This window comes from Streptococcus sp. 3705, from assembly GCF_013277145.1.
Lineage (GTDB): Bacteria > Bacillota > Bacilli > Lactobacillales > Streptococcaceae > Streptococcus.
In genome coordinates, this window is the sequence record NZ_VMMJ01000008.1 from 110,239 (window position 1) to 125,409 (window position 15,171).

Genomic DNA, 15,171 nt, shown 5'->3' on the forward strand with positions numbered 1-15,171 from the left:
TTTCCTTTACATTTGATTTTATAATAATCCTCTAAGCGCTTCTTGCCACAACTGATATAGACTGATAAAGAAAGAACTCATGATATAGCCCATGACAATGCTAAAAAAGGCTACTAATAAACGAACTTTTCCTGTGTTCTCAGCTGTTACTTTTAAGACTTTTTCCCATCTAACAAGATCCTTTAAAAGGTAAAAACTCACATAAATAAAGAGCATGTGACTGCTTAGAGTGAATAATAATTGAACCATTTGACTATTATACCATCTTCTCTGTTTGCGCGCTAGCTTGGAAACTTAACTTAAAACTAGGGATTGTTTTTCAAGTAATCAATCGCATCTTGTAGAGTTTTAACTGGCACGATTTTCATATCTGTCTTGATTGTTCTAGCTGCTTCCAGGGCTGTCTGGTAATTGTTTTTCGCGTCCGGATGCGCTTTTTGTTCCTCTTCGCTAACAGGATTATCTGGGGCAAAGAAAATAGCAGCACCTTCTCTAGCCGAAGCAACAACTTTCTTATCAATACCTCCAATATCCCCCACATTACCATCGCGGTCAATGGTTCCTGTACCGGCAACAATGCGGCCATTACGAAGGCCAGGGTCAGCTATTTGGGTATAGATGGCCAGACTAAACATGAGGCCAGCACTTGGACCGCCAATACCAGCTGTTGAAAAGCGAATTGGAACATCACTGGTCACTTCTGTACGGTCAATCAAACCGATTCCAATTCCATTTTTGCCATTTTCCAAGGTGATAATCTTACCTTCTGCAGACTTGGTTTGCCCATCCTCTTCATAGGTGACCTTGACGGAGTCCCCTAGTTTTTGAGAATTGACATAATCAATCAAATCTTTGGAACTATCAAAGGTCTGATCATTGACTGCTGTGACCGTATCAGAGATGTTAAGAATCCCTTTAAAGGTCGAATTATCCGTCACAGTCAAAACATAAACCCCAAGATATTTGAGTTCGATATCCTTACCAGCTGTTTTTAGCCCTTGATACTTGGCCATATTTTGCGATGTTTGCATGTAGAATTGATTAATCCGCATAAATTCAACATCAGAAGAGCCACCTGTAGTCTCTTGGGCACTACGAATATCTGTAAAAGGCGTCAACCACGCATAAATCATATGGGCTAAAGTAGCGTGCTGGACACCAACCGTAACAAATTGATAGGCACCAGCTTCCTTATCTTCTGTGTCATTGACTTTAAGGACTTGGCGAATATCTTCCGAACCACCTGGAACTTCTATATAGTAGGGCAAGGGCACTACAAATGCCAAGAAAGTCACAATTAAGGCCGCAATGACATATAAGGGCCATCTAATCTTTTTTTTCATTTCTTATTTCCTCCAAAATACTCTCGGGAACATGGCAGGCAATATCCTGACCAAACTTCAAAAGTTCTCTAACGCCTGATGAACTGATATAGAGATGTTCAGGCCGGCTATGTAAATAAATAGTCTCTATATCAGGAGACAGCTGATGGTTGTAGTAATCAAAACTGGCTTCATATTGCAAATCCGTTGCATTTCTCAAACCCCGCACTAGACAAGTAGCCCCCAGTCTTTTTGCGACATCAACTACCAATTCATCATGAGAAGAGACGACTTCAACATTCCCCAAATGTTCCAAAGCCTTTTCTAACCCCCGTTTACGACTTTCGATAGGGAGAAATCCTTGTTTGTGGGGATTAAAAAAAATACCGACATAGAGCTTATCAAAGAGTTTGCTAGCCCGTTCAATCATATCCAGATGCCCATTTGTCATCGGATCAAATGAGCCTGTGAATAAGCCAATCTTATCTGACATAAACTGTCACCTTACTGATTCCATAAATTTTTTCCTTCCAGATGCCCAGGCAGGCAATTTCTTCTGGAAGCTCAACGGCCTTATCCGTCTCACACACGACCATGACATCTTCAGAAAAAAGCTCTCTCTCAGCCATTTTTTCAATATCTGCTACGATTTGTTCCTTGGCATAAGGAGGGTCTAAGAAGATGAGGTCGAATTCCCCAGATACCTGTTCCAATGCCCTTTCTGCATCCATCTTGAGGAGTTGAAATTTTCCAACTTCCTTGGTCATCTGAATATTTTCAGCTACGATAGCCTGAGCCTTACGGTCTCGTTCCACCAAAACAGCGCTGGACATGCCACGCGATACTGCCTCGATAGATAAACCACCACTACCTGCATAAAGGTCCAAGACTCGTCCCCCTTCAAAGTAGGGACCAATCATGTTAAAAATGGCTCCCCTAACCTTATCCGAAGTAGGTCTTGTCGTCTTTCCTTCTAGTGTCTTGAGGGGACGTCCCCCATAGATTCCTGATACGATTTTCATACCGTTTATTATACCAAATTATGGGCGAAAAGAGAAAGAAAACCGAACCTTGCGGTTCGATTCTCTACAAAATATTTTCGTAAGTATCGCGGACTTCTTGAGGCCAAACACTTGTTTGCACTTCTCCGATGTGTTTCTTGCGAAGTAGGAACATGGCCATCCGAGATTGTCCAATTCCTCCACCGATTGTCAATGGGAATAGGCCGTTCAACAAAGCCTTGTGCCATTCCAATTCTAAACGGTCTTCATCACCTGTGATGGCGACCTGACGGCGAAGCGTTTCTTCATCTACACGAATCCCCATAGAAGACAACTCAAAGGCTCCACCTAAAGACTCATTCCAAACAAGAATATCACCATTTAGACCCTTGTAGCCATTTTCAGACTCACTTGTCCAGTCATCGTAGTCTGGTGCACGTCCATCGTGCGGTTTACCATCTGGCAACTCGCCACCGATACCAATCAAGAAGACTGCTCCAAATTCTTTACAGATAGCATTTTCACGCTCTTTTGGTGTCAAGTCTGGGTAGCGTTCTACCAACTCTTCTGTGTGGATAAAGGTGATTTGTTTTGGCAAGATAGATTCGATGTCATAGCGGGCTTCAACAGCTAGCTCTGTCAGGCGAATAGCCTTGTAAATCTTCTCAACTGTTTCTTTTAGATAAGCGATGTTACGCTTACCATTTGGGATAACCTTCTCCCAGTCCCACTGGTCAACATAAACAGAGTGGGTCGCATCCAACGAGTCTTCGTCTGGACGAAGGGCCTTCATGTGGACGAAAAGACCTTCACCTTCACCGAAACCAAAACGAGCCAAGGTATGGCGTTTCCATTTAGCAAGGGAGTGCACCACTTCATAAGTAGCATCAGGGATTTGAAGAACCTTGACCGATACGGCGTTCTCCACACCTGATAAGTTGTCCTGCATCCCGTCGCCGACCCTACTCAAGATAGGACCTTGAACTTCGACAACTTCTAACTTATCTTTCAAATACTGGGTAAAAGTGTTTTTGACAAAGGAAATTTCTTCTTGTTGGTGGATAAAACTTTTCTTCATAAACTACTCCTCAAAAATTAGTTAAAAGTATTATACACCTATTTCTAAGAAAATGAAAGAGAAAATATAAAAAAATCAGTGTCACTCAAAACACTGATTTCATAGACCTTTTAGTCATTGCGACCGAAGATACGTAGAATACTTAGGAAAAGATTGATAAAATCAAGATAGATACTGAGAGCCATTGACACAACCCAACCTGTCGCTACACGACCTTGTGATTGTTCATAGGCGAGGCGAATCTTTTGGTTATCCCAAGCAATCAACCCTGAGAAAACCAAAACCATGGCCACGCTAATCATATAATCAAAGAAGCCACTAGCCAAGAAAATATTAACTACCATAGCAATCAGTAAACCGATAAGAGCTGCCATCATTGCTCGACCAAGCCCACTCAAATCTTTCTTGGTGAAGATACCAACTGCCGCCATGACAAAGAAGAGAAGGGCGCTCGATACAAAGGCAGATAAAACTGTACCCGGAGTATAGAAAGCCACCACAAAACTAAGGGTAAAGCCGTTTAAAACAGAGTAAAGTAAAAATACTGGAAGAGCAGCTGGACTATTTCTTGAAGCCATGCTACTGGCAACGAAAACCAAAGCTAACTCCGCAAAAGTAGCAATGGTCAACCAGAGACGCCCCTGCATCAAAAAGTAAACCAACTGAGACTGAAAGACCGTCAACATAAGGCCTGATACCAAAGCAGATAGTCCGATTCCCAGACCAACAAAGGCATAAACCTTAGCGTAAAATTGATTGAGACCTGCACGGTCATGTATAATAGTGTGATTCATCCTTTTCTCCTTTTCTATGAACATCTTTCCTTGATTATAACAAAAAAAGTTAAAATTAGCTTAAATGGAAGATTAAAATACCGGCCGCAACGGCAACATTCAAACTCTCTGCCTGCCCCTTCATACTAATGTGGACCAACTGGTCTGCACTTTCAGCCATGAGGGGACTAATTCCTTGACCCTCATTTCCCATGACTAGTACAAAATTTTCTATAGAAAGCAGTTCTCTGTAATCAACAGAATCTTTGGATAGGGTTGTTGCTAGCACAGGGATAGCTGCCTTTTTAGCTTCCTCAAAAAGCGCTTGGCTCGACATCCGGTAAATGGGCAGATGGAAATGACTGCCTTGCATGGAACGTAGAGTCTTGAGACTGTAGATGTCTGCCGACTTATCTGAAACAATCACTCCTGTATAGCCTGCTGCATCCGCAGTTCGAATGATAGTTCCCACATTACCAGGATCTTGCACATCTTCCAAAAACAAGAACTTGCCCTGACTAAAGTCAGCTTGCCCTACTTCTTCTTTTTGAACGACGGCAACAATTCCCTGTGGAGTCTGAGAATCCGCCAAATCTAGCAAAATATCCTCTGACACCCAGACAGTTTGCGGAAAAGCAGCTAACTGATCTCGGTAATTTTCTAAGGCAAAGATTTTCTCAATCGTCACTCCAGCTTGAACAGCTTCTTCAAACAAGTGCCAGCCTTCAATCAAATAAGCAGACTTGCGGTATTTTTTTTTGTGTAATTTCTTGGCATTTTTTACCACAGAGTTGGCTTTTGAGGTTATAATAGTCATAGAAATATTATAACACAATCAAAGGAGTTTGGTATGCAAAAGGTTAGAATGATTGCCCAAGGTAGGGTGCAGGGAGTCGGCTTTCGTTGGGGTGTTTACAGCTTGGCACTTGAAATTGGTGGCATCACAGGTCGAGTATGGAATAACGACGACGGAACAGTGGAAATTTTAGCCCAAGCAGACTCATCTGCTACCATGGCAAAATTTATCCAAGAAATCCGAAAAGGACCCACACCTTTTTCAAAAGTCAGCTACTTAGATGTCAAACTAAGTAACTTTCCTCCTTACCCTGACTTTAAAATCGCAAATTAGGTCTCTAGAACTATTGTATATTTTGTAAAAAAACAGTAGAATAGAAAGGTATAATTTTAAAAGAAGGAATAAAAACAGTGAAATCTATTAAACGTTTTGCACTCTCAGCTATGGGAGTGGCTATGTTGCTAGTCTTAACTGGCTGTGTTAGCGTCGATAAAGCCACAGGAAAGCCAATAGGATTTATTTGGAATACTATCGGAGCGCCTATGGCTGAAGCTATCAAGTACTTCGCTACTGATCAAGGTCTAGGCTTTGGTGTCGCTATCATCATCGTAACCATTATCGTGCGCTTGATTATCTTGCCACTTGGTATCTACCAATCATGGAAGGCAACGCTTCACTCTGAAAAGATGAACGCCCTCAAGCACGTCCTTGAGCCACACCAAACACGTCTCAAGGAAGCGACTACTCAAGAAGAAAAACTCGAAGCCCAACAAGCTCTCTTTGCTGCTCAAAAAGAGCACGGCATCAGCATGTTTGGTGGTGTAGGATGTTTCCCTATCCTCCTTCAAATGCCTTTCTTCTCTGCAATTTACTTTGCTGCCCAACATACTGAAGGTGTTGCTCAAGCAAGTTACCTAGGAATTCCTCTAGGCTCTCCAAGTATGATTTTAGCTGCCTGCGCTGGTGTCCTTTACTATCTTCAATCACTCCTTTCCCTTCACGGAGTAGAAGATGAAACGCAAAGAGATCAAATCAAGAAAATGGCTTACGTGAGCCCAGTCATGATTGCCGGCTTCTCCCTCATCTCACCAGCTAGTGTCACACTTTATTGGGTTGTCGGTGGTTTCATGATGATTCTCCAACAGTTTATCGTCAACTATATCGTTCGTCCAAAACTTCGCAAAAAAGTCCGTGAAGAACTAGCCAAGAACCCACCAAAAGCAAGTGCTTTCTCTAAACCAAGTGGACGAAAAGACGTTACCCCTGAACAACCAACTGCTATCACAAGCAAGAAAAAACACAAAAATCGCAACGCTGGAAAACAACGTTCGAGATAAGAAGAAAAAGGCTTAGCTAGTTTGCTAAGTCTTTTTTGCAAGTCATACTCTTCGAAAATCTCTTCAAACCACGTCAGCTTCGCCTTGCCGTATATATGTTACTGACTTCGTCAGTTCTATTCACAACCTCAAAACAGTGCTTTGAGCTAACTTCGTCAGTTCTATCCATAACCTCAAAACACTGTTTTGAGCAACCTGCGGCTAGCTTCCTAGTTTGCTCTTTGATTTTCATTGAGTATCAAAAACCCGATGTTTCCATCAGGCTTCTTTTTTATCCATGTACACGTTTCATATAGTCTTGATAACTTTCGGTATCCATGAGTTTTTTAGCGTTCTTGACGCGGTCTGCTGTTGGTGGTTTAACCCCTTCGAGTGAATATGGAATTCCCAATTCACGCCATTTGAACTCACCCATAGTGTGATAAGGCAGAATTTCAAACTTATCAACATTTTTGAGGGTCTTGACGAACTTACCAAGTTCAATCAAGTCATCATCTCTGTCTGTCAATCCCGGAACTAGCACGTGGCGAATCCAGACAGGTTTTCCAATATCTGATAGATACTGGGCACAGGCCAAGATATTTTTATTGGTTTGGCTAGTGACAATTTTGTGCTGTTCTTCGTTGATTTCCTTGATATCCAAGAGGACCAAGTCAGTGACAGCCATGAGTTTGTCAAACTTCTCAAGGTAACGTGGTTTATTACGGAAAGGTAGTGCACAGGTGTCCAAGGTACAGTGGATTCCTTGTTCCTTAGCCTTGGTGAAGAGGGCAATCAGGAAATCAATCTGCAAGAGGGCTTCTCCTCCACTGACTGTAATACCGCCCTTATTTCCCCAGAAACCGCGGTAGCGCAAGGCTTCTGTCAAGACATCATCTACCGTCCGTTCACGTGATTTATTGGACTCCATAGCCCAAGTGTCCGGGTTGTGGCAATACTGGCAACGCATGTGACAGCCCTGCAAAAAGACAATAAAGCGAATACCAGGCCCATCTACTGACCCAAAGCTTTCTGTCGAATGCACCATTCCTGTCACTTGTCCATAATCAATTGTTTCTTCAGACATATCGTTACCTTCCTTGAAAACGTTTTATAGTTTTATTATATCACGACTTGAAGGAAAAACAAGATTTTTGCCTATTTTTTAGAAAGCAATCTGTTTTTCAATTTCATTTTCAACTAATTATCATATTATTCTTCAAAATCAAAACCATACAAGGTTGCAAAATAGTCCTCAGGGCGCTCTGCACGGCGGATTTGACGGGCTTTGCCTTCTTCGGTATAGAGGATTTCCGCCGAACGTAGTTTGGCATTGTACTGGTAACCCATGGAGAATCCATGTGCACCTGTATCATGAATCACCAGCAAATCACCAATTTCTGTATGAGGCAGTTCGCGATTCACTGCAAATTTATCATTGTTTTCACAGAGTGAACCAACCACATCTACCACTTCAGCTGGTCCATCTGGATGGGTCACGTTAGTAATATGATGGTAAGCTCCGTACATAGCTGGACGCATGAGGTTGACTGCTGATGCATCCACACCTAGATAGGTACGGTAGGTTTCCTTCTTATGAGTGACTCTTGTGACCAAAGCACCGTGAGGGGCTAGCATAAAACGACCCAATTCAGTGAAAATCTTGACCTGACCAAGACCTGCTGGCGTAAGGACCTCTTCATACACCTTACGAACTCCCTCACCAATCAAGGCAATATCGTTCGGCTCCTGGTCTGGACGATAGTTGACACCAATACCGCCAGAAAGATTGATAAAGTCTAGCGAAATGCCCAACTTTTCCTTGATTTCAACAGCCAATTCAAAGAGCTGACGCGCCAACTCTGGATAATAGAGATGGGTGACGGTATTGGATGCTAGAAAGGAGTGAATCCCAAAGGTCTTAGCTCCTTTTTCCTTCAAGATGGCAAAAGCTTCAAAGAGCTGGTCCTTGGTCATGCCAAACTTGGCTTCTCCAGGATTGTCCATAATATCTGTTCCTAGCTCAAAAACTCCTCCAGGATTGTAACGACATGAGATGATTTCTGGAATGCCTGCTGCACGCTCTAGATGTTCAATATCTTCAAAGGCATCCAAGTTAATGGTCGCACCCAATTCACGTGCATAGGCGTATTCCTTGTCTGGCGTGTTATTTGAAGAGAACATAATCTCAGAACCTGGAAAATCCAGTTTATGGCTCATCAAAAGCTCCACATAACTAGAGCAATCCACACCACAACCTTCCTCTTGGAGAATTTTCAAAATAGCTGGTGTTGGAGTAGCCTTAACTGCAAAATATTCCTTAAAGCCCTTGTTCCACGAAAAGGCTTGGTTGACGGCTCTTGCCTTCTCACGAATCCCCTTCTCATCATACAAGTGAAAGGGAGTTGGGAACTCGGCAACAATCGCTTCTAAGTCTTCTTTATTGATAAATGGTGTTTTCATAAGCTTCCTTCTATTCTATTTGCAAAGAAAGGCTGGGACAATCGTTCCAACCTTTAGTTCTATCTCTTATTTATCTTCGTCAAAGATATTGCCAACCTCAACATCGATGGCTTGGTTCTTGACATCAATATTGGTTACCTTCAAGAGTGACTTGTAGTCAAACTGCTTTTCACGTTCTTCTTGGGCATTGTCCGCAAAGACCGCTACACCTGCCAATTCTGAGTCGAACTCGCGCAAGAGGCTGATCATCCCATTGACAGTTCCGCCACCTTTCAAGAAGTCATCCACAATCAAGACACGGCTACCTGCCTTGAGACTGCGTTTTGAAAGGAACATTTTCTCAATGCGGTCACCACTTGAACCGGATACATAGTTGACGCTAACCGTTGAACCTTCGGTAATTTTCAGGTCACGACGTACAATGACAAAAGGAACATTGAGGACATTGGCAACTGCATTTGCAAGTGGAACACCTTTAGTCGCTACGGTCATAACGGCATCAATTTTTTGGTCCATAAAGCTCTTAGCAATAATGCGACCAATATTTTTCAAGATAGCTGGTGTGCTAAGCAAATCAGACAGGTAGATATAGCCACCTGGCAAGATACGGTCACTTTCTGATAACTTGGCACGCAAGTCTTCAACCATTTCCTTAGCATCCTGACTCGAAATAGACGGTGTAAAGATAACACCTCCGCCAGCACCAGTTACTGTCTGGATGTGACCAATTTCGATTTCCTCAAAGGCTCGTTTGATAATGACGATATCTTCTGAGATGGATGATTTAGCAGATTCATACTTTTCAGCAAAAGTATTGAGACTAGTTAGTTTATAAGGATGATTAATCAAATAGTTGGAAATGACAACCATCCGATCACTTCTTCTTAATTTCATTTCTATTTCCTATTCCATTTTTATTCAAAAAATCAAAAAGCAAACTAGAAAGCTGGTCGCTGGTGATTCAAAACACTGTTTTGAGATTGTCGATAGAACTGACAAATCCTGTAATATACCTGCATATATACATACGACAAGGCGATACTACCCTAGTTTGAAGAGATTTTCGAAGAGTATTCATTTTTGTCTTTTACTTATTATACCATATTTACATAAAAAAACGAACATTCTTATCCTAAAAAATGCTCATTTTTCTTAAATTGTTAATCTAAATCTGGTTTATAGAAGGAACGATTATCCATAGCGAAGATTTTATTGGTCATCTCTCCTTTATCCACCAAAGCTAGAGCTGTTGACATCATCATCATGCTTGCATCCAGATTGTCAATCATATGGATAATCTCTGCTTCCATAATGCGTGGACGGACTGGACTTCCATACTCAAGTAAGCCGTGGTGACTGAGGATGACGTGGCGGAGCAAAACGACTTCTTCCTTGGTATCATCAATGCCGAGTTCCATAACGGTCTTGGTAATTTCACTATCAATCAGAGCGATATGTCCAAGAAGATTGCCTCGCACTGTATACTCAGTCTGTTCTGGTCCCGTCAACTCGATAACTTTGGCCAAGTCATGCAGCATAATCCCTGCATAAAGCAGGCTCTTATTGAGCTGAGGATAGATTTCGCTAATGGCATCTGCCAAGCGCACCATGGTTGCCGTATGATAGGCCAAGCCCGTTTCAAAGGCATGATGGTTGGTCTTGGCAGCTGGATAAGAGTAGAATTCCTTATCATACTTGGTGTAGAGCTTTCGGACAATCCGTTGCCAAACAGGATTTTCTATTTTGAAAATCATTTGCGACATGTAGTCACGGATTTCCTTGACATCAACTGGCGACTTGACCTTGAAATCAGCTGGATCATTGGGTTCGCCAGGTTGAGGCAGGCGAAGGGTAATTTGATTGACTTGAGGGGTGTTGTTATAAACTTCTCGGCGCCCTTTCATGTGGACAACCTTACCTGCGGTAAAGGCCTCAATGTTATGAGGTTGGGCATCCCAGAGCTTCCCATCAATCTCGCCACTATCATCTTGGAAGGTAAAGGCTAGGTAGTTTTTCCCAGCTCGAGTTTGCCTCAGGTCAGCTGATTTGATTAGGTAAAAGCCTTCAAATAGCTCATCTTTTTTCATGTGACTAATCTTCATATTCTTCCTCATTTTCTTGGAAATGGAGTAGATCAAGCGCAGGCTCACCTTCTGACAACTCAATGTGACGGAGCGTCCGCTCGATAGCTGTGGTACGACGGTTTAATAGTTCATCAATATTGCCAGAGGCATGTTGGAGATGCTTTTGTGCCTTGACCAGAATACCACCAAACTTGCCAAACTCGGTCTTGACACTGGCAAGAGTCTTGCTGATATGGTCGGCACTCTTTTGGATATTGAGAGTTTTGAATCCAACTGATAGGGAATTGAGGAGAGCTGACAGGGTACTTGGCCCTGCAACGATAATCTGCTCCTCCCGCCTCAAATCATCAAAGAAGACCGGATTGCGGACAATTTCTGAGTAGAGACCTTCTGTCGGAACAAACAAAACTCCAAAATTGGTCGTCCGAGGCGGTGCTATGTACTTACTCTTGATATCCTTGGAAAAGCGCTTGACACTTGCTAAGAGTGACTTGCGACAGCGTTCGATCTCGTCCTTGTCACCTGCTTCATAGGCTTCTTCTAGGCGGTAATAATCTGCTAGTGGAAACTTAGAGTCAATTGGTAGATAGACGTACTCTTGGTCGCCTTGTCCGGGTAACTTGATGGCATACTCCACTCGTTCACTAGAGTTTTCAACCGTTGCGTATTCTCGTTCATACTGGGCAGGGGTCATGATGTCTTCAATAATTTGTCCCAGTTGCAATTCACCCAGAATTCCTCGCGTCTTGGTTCCAGAGAGAACCTTGTTGAGGGCTCCGACATCGCGGGCAACGGTCTGCATTTCTCCCAAACCTCGATTGACCGACTCTAGTTGTTTGGAAACTGTCTCAAAGGAAGCCTGTAAGCGTGTCTGCAAGGTTTTTTCTAACTTTTCCTCGACCGTCTGGCGCATTTGCTCCAAACGTTGCTCATTGGATTCCTGTAAGGCTTGGAGACGTTGGTCAGTCTTATCCCTGGTTTGGAGGAGATTCTCAGTCATTTCTTGACGGACTTGCGTCAGACCTTGGTGCAATTCTATTCTCACCTCTTGCAAACGGTCACTGACAGCCACTTCCAAATCTTTTTGATCTAGCTGGCTGGCTTGCCTGGCTTGTTCAAAGCGGTAGTCCAACTGGTCTGACAAGTGATCTGCCTGATCCTCCAAGCTCTTACTGAGATGTTTTTCCTGCTTATCCTGCCTCTGCCAAATCAGAAAGAGTCCAGCTAGGTTGGCAATCAATAATAGAACAAGTAAACTTTCCATCCTACCTCCTGTCCTTACTATGCAGCACAACCACATAGCCATCTGGGCAAGTCACTGACACTTCCCTATCTATATATTCGTTAGAAGCGTACACTTTTTTAAAGAAAAAATTTTCCTCTGTCAACTCATACTTAGCACCGAGAATAGTCAGCTGGCTATCCCGAACCGGCATAAAGGCAAGATAGTCGTAGTCTGAACGGGGATGTAGCTGACTGATCCCTTCTGGACAATAGGCAATCAAATTTTGCCCATCCTCAATTTCTATCTGGCGCATATAAGGCGCCAACTTGGGGTTGCTAGGAAGAAAAACATTGGCCAGCATATGGTCGATACGACCACCCAAAGCACCGAAAATAGTGACCACAGCCTGAGGATTTTTCTCAAAAATAGTCAAGAGAGCCAATTCCAGATCTGTATCATCCTTTTCTGGTCGGGCTTGGACAAAATGCTGAGCACGTTTTTGAATCACCTGTCGCTCTTCTGCAGTGACAGAATCAAAATCTCCAACCGCCAGAGCAAGAGGCAGATTTTCTTCCAAGACCCAGAGCGAGCCTCGATCCACACCGACAAAACTATCAAAGTCTGTCCGATAATGACCGCGATCTCCGCCTGCAAAAACGGCAACCCTAGTCCAGTTGTTTTCTGAGAGTTTGTACTCGCTCATTGACATCTCCCTTAAAGACATAGGAACCTGCTACAAAAACGGTCGCACCAGCTTCTTTGGCTAGAGCAATAGTTTGGTCATCAATCCCGCCATCCACTTCGATTTCAAAGTTCAAGCCTTTTTCATCACGAAGAGCAACCAACTCACGGACCTTATCCATGGTCTCTGGTAGAAAGGCTTGCCCACCAAAGCCTGGATTAACTGTCATGACTAAAACTTGGTCAACTAGATGAAGGACGTGCTTGATGGCTTCAACTGGTGTGCCAGGATTGATAACAACTGAAGGTTTGACCCCTAGAGAACGAATTTTTTGGAGGGCGCCATGGATATGGGGTGTTGCTTCTACATGGATACTGATGATATCTGCACCTGCGCGCGCAAAGTCTTCTAAGTGGTGTTCAGGATTCGCCACCATCAAGTGGCAGTCAAAGACCATCTTGCTATGAGGGCGAAGAGCTTCAACCACACCTGCACCAAAACTGATTTGTGGCACAAAGTGCCCATCCATGATATCGATATGGGCATATTCTGCCCCAGTTGCTTCTAGGCGTTTGATTTCACGTTCAAAGTTGGCATAATCTGCTGCCAGAATTGACGGAGCAATCTTGTATTGAGGCATAGGTTTCTCCTTATTTTGGAATTTTTTTGCTGACTTTTTTATAGGTTTCTCTGCGATTTTCAATCTCACTGAGGAATTGCAGGTAATTATCAAAACGGAAGGTTGCAATGGTACCCTCTTCAACAGCTGGCTTGACAGCACAAGACGGCTCATGGGTATGGGTACAAGTACGGAACTTACAATCTCTGCTAACACTAGCTATCTCTGGAAAGGCCTGATTGAGGTCTTCCGCCGTTGATACTTCGTAGTCCAAGGATGAAAATCCTGGTGTATCTGCGATTTTGCCCCCATTGAGGTTGTAAAAACTAACAGCTCGAGTGGTGTGGCGCCCGCGACCCAGACTGTCTGAGATTTCTCCTGTTTCAAGATTGAGGTCTGGTGCGATTTTATTGAGAAGGGTTGATTTTCCAACGCCCGTCTGCCCCATAAAGACTGTAATCTTACCTGTTAACAAAGGCAGGAGTTCCTCTTTACTGGTCACAAAGTCATAGCCGATGTCACCATAAGTCTGTTCATAAAAATCCAGTTCTCCTCTATCTTCCAACAAATCCATTTTGGAAATATAGACGATGGGATGGATGCCCTTATGCTCCAAAAGAACTAAGAACCGATCCAGCAAATTGCTGTTAAAATCAGGTTCCTTGACAGACATGATCACCACAGCTTGATCGATATTGACAATAGGCGGACGGACCAGACTGTTTTTCCGTTCGTGAATCTTGAGAATATAGCCTTCTGAATTTTCCTCGGCAGAGAAATCTACCCAGTCCCCAACATAGGGTGTATGGCCTTTTTTACGGAAATTTCCACGCGCGCGTGTTTGATAGACCTGACCATCACTCTCTACATAGTAGAACCCCGCCAAGGCTTTAATGATTTGTCCCTGCATCTTAGAGTCCTTGCCCTTTAAGTGCATCTGCTAGGCTGGCAAACTCTGCCAAGCTGAGAGCTTCCCCACGCACACTTGGTGACAAGCCTGCTTGGTCCAAAGCCTTAGTCAGCTTGTCCTTGACCTCTTCAGTCTTGCCAAAGTAACCTGTCAAGTTATTCCATAAGGTCTTGCGACGATGAGTGAAACTTGCCTTGGAAACCTTAAAGAAGAAGTTCTCGTCTTCTACTGCTACAGCTGGCTCTGGACGACGCACCATTTTCAAGATAGCCGAATCCACATTTGGCGCTGGCACAAAGACCGTACGAGGCACGATGAAGGCAACCTTGGCAGTCATGTAGTACTGCACCGCAATCGACAAGCTACCATAAGCCTTGGTATTCGGTTGAGCGGAGATGCGGTCTGCCACTTCTTTCTGCATCATAACCACAAACTCACTAAAAGGAATCCCACTCTCTATCAAGTACATGAGAATAGGCGTTGTGATGTAGTAAGGCAAATTAGCCACTACCTTGATTGGCAGGTCAGGATTTTTAAAATTCTGGATATGCTGCGCCAAGTCAACCTTGAGAATATCCTCGTTGACAACGGTCACATTATCAAAATCACGCAAGGTGTCTGCCAAAATCGGCACCAATCGGTGGTCAATTTCAAAGGCCATGACCTGAGCCGCACGCTCAGCCAGAAACTCCGTCAAGGCACCAATCCCTGGCCCGATTTCGATAACATTGACCTGGTCATCAATCTCAGCCGTATCCACGATTTTTTGAAGAATATTGGTATCCGTCAAGAAATTTTGCCCGAAGGACTTTTTAAAGGTAAAACCGTGACGCTCCAGCACTGCCTTGGTCACGCTATAATCTGCAATTCTCATCTATTCTCTTTTCTATTATCTGTTACTA

General features: G+C 43.4%; 18 protein-coding genes. 2 read left to right on the forward strand and 16 right to left on the reverse strand.

All coding sequences use genetic code 11. From position 1 onward, the window contains the following. Window positions 1-18: 18 nt before the first annotated feature. The 7 genes from HT714_RS02480 to HT714_RS02510 all read right to left on the reverse strand — a co-directional run bounded on the left by HT714_RS02480 (window position 19) and on the right by HT714_RS02510 (window position 4,991). Complete coding sequence (locus HT714_RS02480; protein ID WP_101782486.1) at window positions 19-249, reverse strand: DUF1146 family protein; 231 nt, start codon at window positions 247-249, stop codon at window positions 19-21. A gap of 56 nt (window positions 250-305) precedes the next feature. Next, window positions 306-1,343 (reverse strand): SepM family pheromone-processing serine protease, encoded by a 1,038-nt coding sequence (locus HT714_RS02485; protein ID WP_033687316.1) that lies wholly within the window; start codon window positions 1,341-1,343, stop codon window positions 306-308. After that, window positions 1,327-1,815 (reverse strand): pantetheine-phosphate adenylyltransferase, encoded by a 489-nt coding sequence (gene coaD, locus HT714_RS02490; protein ID WP_173226037.1) that lies wholly within the window; start codon window positions 1,813-1,815, stop codon window positions 1,327-1,329. The genes HT714_RS02485 and coaD overlap by 17 nt, the downstream gene beginning before the upstream one ends. Continuing rightward, window positions 1,805-2,344 (reverse strand): 16S rRNA (guanine(966)-N(2))-methyltransferase RsmD, encoded by a 540-nt coding sequence (gene rsmD, locus HT714_RS02495; RefSeq protein WP_000706954.1) that lies wholly within the window; start codon window positions 2,342-2,344, stop codon window positions 1,805-1,807. Before rsmD ends, coaD begins: the two co-directional genes overlap by 11 nt. A gap of 64 nt (window positions 2,345-2,408) precedes the next feature. Then, window positions 2,409-3,401 carry an aspartate--ammonia ligase gene (gene asnA, locus HT714_RS02500; protein WP_000748003.1) on the reverse strand — a complete coding sequence of 331 codons (993 nt, stop codon included), beginning with the start codon at window positions 3,399-3,401 and terminating at the stop codon, window positions 2,409-2,411. 110 nt (window positions 3,402-3,511) lie between these two features. Continuing rightward, window positions 3,512-4,195, reverse strand: a complete 684-nt coding sequence (locus tag HT714_RS02505) for a Bax inhibitor-1/YccA family protein (RefSeq protein WP_001016914.1) — start codon at window positions 4,193-4,195, stop codon at window positions 3,512-3,514. Window positions 4,196-4,250: 55 nt separating this feature from the next. Then, entirely contained in the window at window positions 4,251-4,991 is a 741-nt protein-coding gene (locus tag HT714_RS02510) for an RNA methyltransferase (protein ID WP_173226035.1), read from the reverse strand. 33 nt (window positions 4,992-5,024) lie between these two features. Here HT714_RS02510 and HT714_RS02515 point away from each other — a divergent pair, with 33 nt between their 5' ends. Both HT714_RS02515 and yidC read left to right on the forward strand, forming a co-directional pair. After that, window positions 5,025-5,303 carry an acylphosphatase gene (locus HT714_RS02515; protein ID WP_001174616.1) on the forward strand — a complete coding sequence of 93 codons (279 nt, stop codon included), beginning with the start codon at window positions 5,025-5,027 and terminating at the stop codon, window positions 5,301-5,303. A 77-nt stretch (window positions 5,304-5,380) separates the two neighbouring features. Beyond that, a complete protein-coding gene (yidC, locus tag HT714_RS02520) occupies window positions 5,381-6,307 on the forward strand; it encodes a membrane protein insertase YidC (RefSeq protein WP_173226033.1) in 927 nt (308 codons plus the stop codon). A gap of 271 nt (window positions 6,308-6,578) precedes the next feature. On the opposite strand, the gene pflA is transcribed toward yidC, so the two are convergent. The 9 genes from pflA to rsmA form a co-directional block, all read right to left on the reverse strand. Continuing rightward, window positions 6,579-7,373, reverse strand: coding sequence for a pyruvate formate-lyase-activating protein (pflA, locus tag HT714_RS02525; protein WP_001288288.1), 795 nt, complete (start codon window positions 7,371-7,373; stop codon window positions 6,579-6,581). 125 nt (window positions 7,374-7,498) lie between these two features. Further along, window positions 7,499-8,749, reverse strand: a complete 1,251-nt coding sequence (locus HT714_RS02530) for a diaminopimelate decarboxylase (protein ID WP_173226031.1) — start codon at window positions 8,747-8,749, stop codon at window positions 7,499-7,501. Window positions 8,750-8,815: 66 nt separating this feature from the next. Then, the gene (gene purR / locus HT714_RS02535; protein ID WP_025169708.1) at window positions 8,816-9,643 is read right to left on the reverse strand and encodes a pur operon repressor; all 828 of its coding nucleotides are present in this window, start codon (window positions 9,641-9,643) and stop codon (window positions 8,816-8,818) included. A 266-nt stretch (window positions 9,644-9,909) separates the two neighbouring features. After that, on the reverse strand, window positions 9,910-10,851 hold the full coding sequence (locus tag HT714_RS02540) for a 3'-5' exoribonuclease YhaM family protein (protein ID WP_173226028.1): 942 nt from the start codon (window positions 10,849-10,851) through the stop codon (window positions 9,910-9,912). Beyond that, complete coding sequence (locus HT714_RS02545; RefSeq protein WP_173226026.1) at window positions 10,841-12,097, reverse strand: DNA recombination protein RmuC; 1,257 nt, start codon at window positions 12,095-12,097, stop codon at window positions 10,841-10,843. The genes HT714_RS02540 and HT714_RS02545 overlap by 11 nt, the downstream gene beginning before the upstream one ends. A 1-nt stretch (window position 12,098) precedes the next feature. After that, window positions 12,099-12,761 (reverse strand): thiamine diphosphokinase, encoded by a 663-nt coding sequence (locus HT714_RS02550; protein WP_173226024.1) that lies wholly within the window; start codon window positions 12,759-12,761, stop codon window positions 12,099-12,101. Beyond that, on the reverse strand, window positions 12,724-13,380 hold the full coding sequence (rpe, locus tag HT714_RS02555) for a ribulose-phosphate 3-epimerase (protein WP_173226022.1): 657 nt from the start codon (window positions 13,378-13,380) through the stop codon (window positions 12,724-12,726). Before rpe ends, HT714_RS02550 begins: the two co-directional genes overlap by 38 nt. 10 nt (window positions 13,381-13,390) lie before the next feature. Then, a complete protein-coding gene (gene rsgA, locus HT714_RS02560) occupies window positions 13,391-14,269 on the reverse strand; it encodes a ribosome small subunit-dependent GTPase A (protein ID WP_173226171.1) in 879 nt (292 codons plus the stop codon). A 1-nt stretch (window position 14,270) separates the two neighbouring features. Further along, window positions 14,271-15,143 carry a 16S rRNA (adenine(1518)-N(6)/adenine(1519)-N(6))-dimethyltransferase RsmA gene (gene rsmA, locus HT714_RS02565; protein WP_173226020.1) on the reverse strand — a complete coding sequence of 291 codons (873 nt, stop codon included), beginning with the start codon at window positions 15,141-15,143 and terminating at the stop codon, window positions 14,271-14,273. Window positions 15,144-15,171: the final 28 nt, after the last annotated feature.

What these genes read in the sequence shown, in the direction of transcription:
- HT714_RS02545 (WP_173226026.1), bottom strand. Translation starts at nt 12,097, where the DNA reads ATGGAAAGTTTACTTGTTCTATTATTGATTGCCAACCTAGCTGGACTC.
- HT714_RS02485 (WP_033687316.1), bottom strand. Translation starts at nt 1,343, where the DNA reads ATGAAAAAAAAGATTAGATGGCCCTTATATGTCATTGCGGCCTTAATT.
- HT714_RS02540 (WP_173226028.1), bottom strand. Translation starts at nt 10,851, where the DNA reads ATGAAGATTAGTCACATGAAAAAAGATGAGCTATTTGAAGGCTTTTAC.
- rpe (WP_173226022.1), bottom strand. Translation starts at nt 13,380, where the DNA reads ATGCCTCAATACAAGATTGCTCCGTCAATTCTGGCAGCAGATTATGCC.
- HT714_RS02515 (WP_001174616.1), top strand. Translation starts at nt 5,025, where the DNA reads ATGCAAAAGGTTAGAATGATTGCCCAAGGTAGGGTGCAGGGAGTCGGC.
- purR (WP_025169708.1), bottom strand. Translation starts at nt 9,643, where the DNA reads ATGAAATTAAGAAGAAGTGATCGGATGGTTGTCATTTCCAACTATTTG.
- rsmD (WP_000706954.1), bottom strand. Translation starts at nt 2,344, where the DNA reads ATGAAAATCGTATCAGGAATCTATGGGGGACGTCCCCTCAAGACACTA.
- rsgA (WP_173226171.1), bottom strand. Translation starts at nt 14,269, where the DNA reads ATGCAGGGACAAATCATTAAAGCCTTGGCGGGGTTCTACTATGTAGAG.
- HT714_RS02550 (WP_173226024.1), bottom strand. Translation starts at nt 12,761, where the DNA reads ATGAGCGAGTACAAACTCTCAGAAAACAACTGGACTAGGGTTGCCGTT.
- HT714_RS02530 (WP_173226031.1), bottom strand. Translation starts at nt 8,749, where the DNA reads ATGAAAACACCATTTATCAATAAAGAAGACTTAGAAGCGATTGTTGCC.
- HT714_RS02480 (WP_101782486.1), bottom strand. Translation starts at nt 249, where the DNA reads ATGGTTCAATTATTATTCACTCTAAGCAGTCACATGCTCTTTATTTAT.
- coaD (WP_173226037.1), bottom strand. Translation starts at nt 1,815, where the DNA reads ATGTCAGATAAGATTGGCTTATTCACAGGCTCATTTGATCCGATGACA.
- rsmA (WP_173226020.1), bottom strand. Translation starts at nt 15,143, where the DNA reads ATGAGAATTGCAGATTATAGCGTGACCAAGGCAGTGCTGGAGCGTCAC.
- HT714_RS02510 (WP_173226035.1), bottom strand. Translation starts at nt 4,991, where the DNA reads ATGACTATTATAACCTCAAAAGCCAACTCTGTGGTAAAAAATGCCAAG.
- HT714_RS02505 (WP_001016914.1), bottom strand. Translation starts at nt 4,195, where the DNA reads ATGAATCACACTATTATACATGACCGTGCAGGTCTCAATCAATTTTAC.
- asnA (WP_000748003.1), bottom strand. Translation starts at nt 3,401, where the DNA reads ATGAAGAAAAGTTTTATCCACCAACAAGAAGAAATTTCCTTTGTCAAA.
- pflA (WP_001288288.1), bottom strand. Translation starts at nt 7,373, where the DNA reads ATGTCTGAAGAAACAATTGATTATGGACAAGTGACAGGAATGGTGCAT.